The following is a 3,345-nucleotide window of genomic DNA, read 5'->3' as shown; positions in this document are numbered from 1 at the left end:
CACTTTTTGGTTGGATAATTACAGACTTGTAAAGACACGAATTTAAATAATAGAGTAAGGTATGAAGATATACCTTTAGAGATATTAGAATACGAGGCAAAGGCGACAAGCTAAATAAGGGCGTATGGGGAATGCCTAGGCTCTCAGAGGCGAAGAAGGACGCGATAAGCTGCGAAAAGCTGCGGGGATCGGCACATACGATATGATCCGCAGGTATCCGAATGGGGCAACCCACCATGTTGAAGACATGGTATCCCGCAAGGGAAGCAAACCCGGTGAACTGAAACATCTAAGTAGCCGGAGGAGGAGAAAACAAAAGTGATTCCGTGAGTAGTGGCGAGCGAAAGCGGATTAGCCCAAACCGATGTTGTTTCGGCAATATCGGGGTTGTAGGACCACGATGTCTGATGCGTTACAGAACTGGAACCGTCTGGAAAGTCGGACCGTAGAGGGTGAGAGTCCCGTACGGGTAAAGTGCGTTATCAGTAGTGGTATCCTGAGTAGTGCGGGGCACGTGAAACCCTGTATGAATCTGGCGGGACCATCCGCCAAGGCTAAATACTCCTGAGAGACCGATAGTGAACCAGTACCGTGAGGGAAAGGTGAAAAGAACCCCGAACAGGGGAGTGAAATAGAACCTGAAACCATACGCTTACAAGCGGTCGGAGCCCCTTTTGGGGTGACGGCGTGCCTTTTGCATAATGAGCCTACGAGTTGCCGTTGCTAGCGAGGTTAAGGACTTCAGGTCCGGAGCCGGAGCGAAAGCGAGTCTGAATAGGGCGCTTTAGTTAGTAGTGGCAGACGCGAAACCGTGTGATCTACCCATGGGCAGGTTGAAGCTGTGGTAACACATAGTGGAGGACCGAACCCGTTGACGTTGAAAAGTCTTGGGATGACCTGTGGGTAGGGGTGAAAGGCCAATCAAACTCGGAAATAGCTCGTACTCCCCGAAATGCATTTAGGTGCAGCGTTGATTTATAGTTTTATAGAGGTAGAGCTACTGATTGGATGCGGGGGCTTCACCGCCTACCAATTCCTGACAAACTCCGAATGCTATAAAATGTTAATCAGCAGTGAGGGCATGGGTGCTAAGGTCCATGTCCGAAAGGGAAAGAACCCGGACCATCAGCTAAGGTCCCCAAGTGTGTGCTAAGTTGACAAAACGCGGTGGAACTGCATAGACAGCCAGGATGTTGGCTTGGAAGCAGCCATTCATTTAAAGAGTGCGTAACAGCTCACTGGTCGAGCGGTTCCGCATGGATAATAATCGGGCATAAGCACACCACCGAAGCTATGGCTTTACACCATCGGGTGTAAGGGGTAGGGGAGCATTGTAGTGCCATTGAAGGTGATCTGTAAGGGTTGCTGGAGGAGCTACAAACGAAAATGTAGGCATAAGTAACGATAATGCGGGCGAGAAACCCGCACGCCGAAAGACCAAGGTTTCCCCGGCTATGCTAATCAGCCGGGGGTCAGTCGGGACCTAACACGAACCCGAATGGGGTAGTGGATGGACAACGGGTTAATAATCCCGTACCCGCAATACGACAAAAGTGACGGGGGAGTGGCGTTGGTGCGTACAGACGGAATTGTACGTTGAATCACCTGTAAGGGTGAGATAGTACGGCAAGGCTACGGCTGCGCCGATAATCCAGCATAGCTTCCTCCAAGAAAAGCGAGTATTGCGGCCCGTACCGTAAACCGACACAGGTGGTCGGGATGAGTATTCTAAGGCGCTCGAGAGATTCATGGCTAAGGAACTAGGCAAAATAGACCTGTAACTTCGGGAGAAAGGTCGCCCTGTAGTATAACGCTACAGGGCCGCAGTGAAGAGGTCCAGGCGACTGTTTATCAAAAACACAGGGCTCTGCAAAATCGAGAGATGACGTATAGGGCCTGACACCTGCCCGGTGCCGGAAGGTTAAGAGGAGATGTCATCCGCAAGGAGAAGCATTGAATTGAAGCCCCGGTAAACGGCGGCCGTAACTATAACGGTCCTAAGGTAGCGAAATTCCTTGTCGGGTAAGTTCCGACCTGCACGAATGGTGCAACGATCTGGACACTGTCTCAGCCATGAGCTCGGTGAAATTGTAGTATCGGTGAAGATGCCGATTACCCGCAGTGGGACGAAAAGACCCCGTGCACCTTTACTATAGCTTCGTATTGACCTTGGGCAAACCATGTGTAGGATAGCTGGGAGACTTTGAAGCTGCGTCGCTAGGCGTGGTGGAGTCGTTGTTGAAATACCAGCCTTTGTTTGTCCGGGGCCTAACCCCTCGAATGAGGGGAACAGTGCGTGGTGGGTAGTTTGACTGGGGTGGTCGCCTCCAAAAGAGTAACGGAGGCTTCTAAAGGTGCCCTCAGCACGCTTGGTAACCGTGCGTAGAGTGCAATGGCACAAGGGCGCTTGACTGTGAGACATACAGGTCGAACAGGTACGAAAGTAGAGCATAGTGATCCGGTGGTTCCGCATGGAAGGGCCATCGCTCAAAGGATAAAAGGTACGCCGGGGATAACAGGCTGATCTCCCCCAAGAGCTCATATCGACGGGGGGGTTTGGCACCTCGATGTCGGCTCGTCACATCCTGGGGCTGGAGAAGGTCCCAAGGGTTGGGCTGTTCGCCCATTAAAGTGGCACGCGAGCTGGGTTCAGAACGTCGTGAGACAGTTCGGTCTCTATCTACTGCGGGCGTTAGAAATTTGAGTGGTGCTGACTCTAGTACGAGAGGACCGAGTCGGACTGACCGCTGGTGTACCGGTTGTCCCGCCAGGGGCATTGCCGGGTAGCTACGTCGGGATGGGATAAGCGCTGAAAGCATATAAGCGCGAAACCCGCCACAAGATGAGATTTCTTTAAAGGGCCGTGGGAGATGACCACGTTGATAGGCCATAGGTGTAAGTGCTGCAAAGTACGTAGCCGAGTGGTACTAATAGTCCGTTAGGCTTGCGCCGCTAACTGCCTTGTAAACTACTCTGAGGTATACTAACCTTCCTCTAGGATTTAAATTCGAAGCCTTCAAACAAGACCCTATCCCTTTATGTTAAGATATTACCGGGAAGTAGAGCGTAAGCTCACTAACCCGGTTAAAAATTCAGGTGGCCATGGCGACGGGGTCCACCCCTTACCATTCCGAACAGGGAAGTTAAGCCCGTCAGCGCCGATGGTACTGCTACACCAAGTGGAAGAGTAGGTCGCCGCCTTTTTTAGAGAGACCTCTACAGCAATGTAGGGGTCTTTTTTTATGGATAACATTCAAGCAAGCGAACCACGCCATTGGCGTGATTACTTCCTGTATCCACCCATGCAGCACTTTGTTTGCACGGGCGGGCAGTCAGCAATAGGTC

General features: G+C 51.6%; 2 rRNA genes. Both read left to right on the top strand.

Annotated elements, in window-relative coordinates:
- Positions 1-102: 102 nt before the first annotated feature.
- Positions 103-2,952, top strand: a 23S ribosomal RNA gene (locus ACA086_RS14820).
- A 140-nt stretch (positions 2,953-3,092) separates the two neighbouring features.
- Positions 3,093-3,204: ribosomal RNA gene (gene rrf, locus ACA086_RS14815) — 5S ribosomal RNA — on the top strand.
- The last annotated feature ends 141 nt before the right edge of the window (positions 3,205-3,345 follow it).

Origin of the sequence: Muriicola sp. E247 (assembly GCF_041358175.1) — a bacterium.
Classification (GTDB): domain Bacteria; phylum Bacteroidota; class Bacteroidia; order Flavobacteriales; family Flavobacteriaceae; genus Muriicola.
The sequence above is the reverse complement of the archived record's forward strand: the minus strand, read 5'-3'. Positions and strand labels throughout refer to the sequence as shown.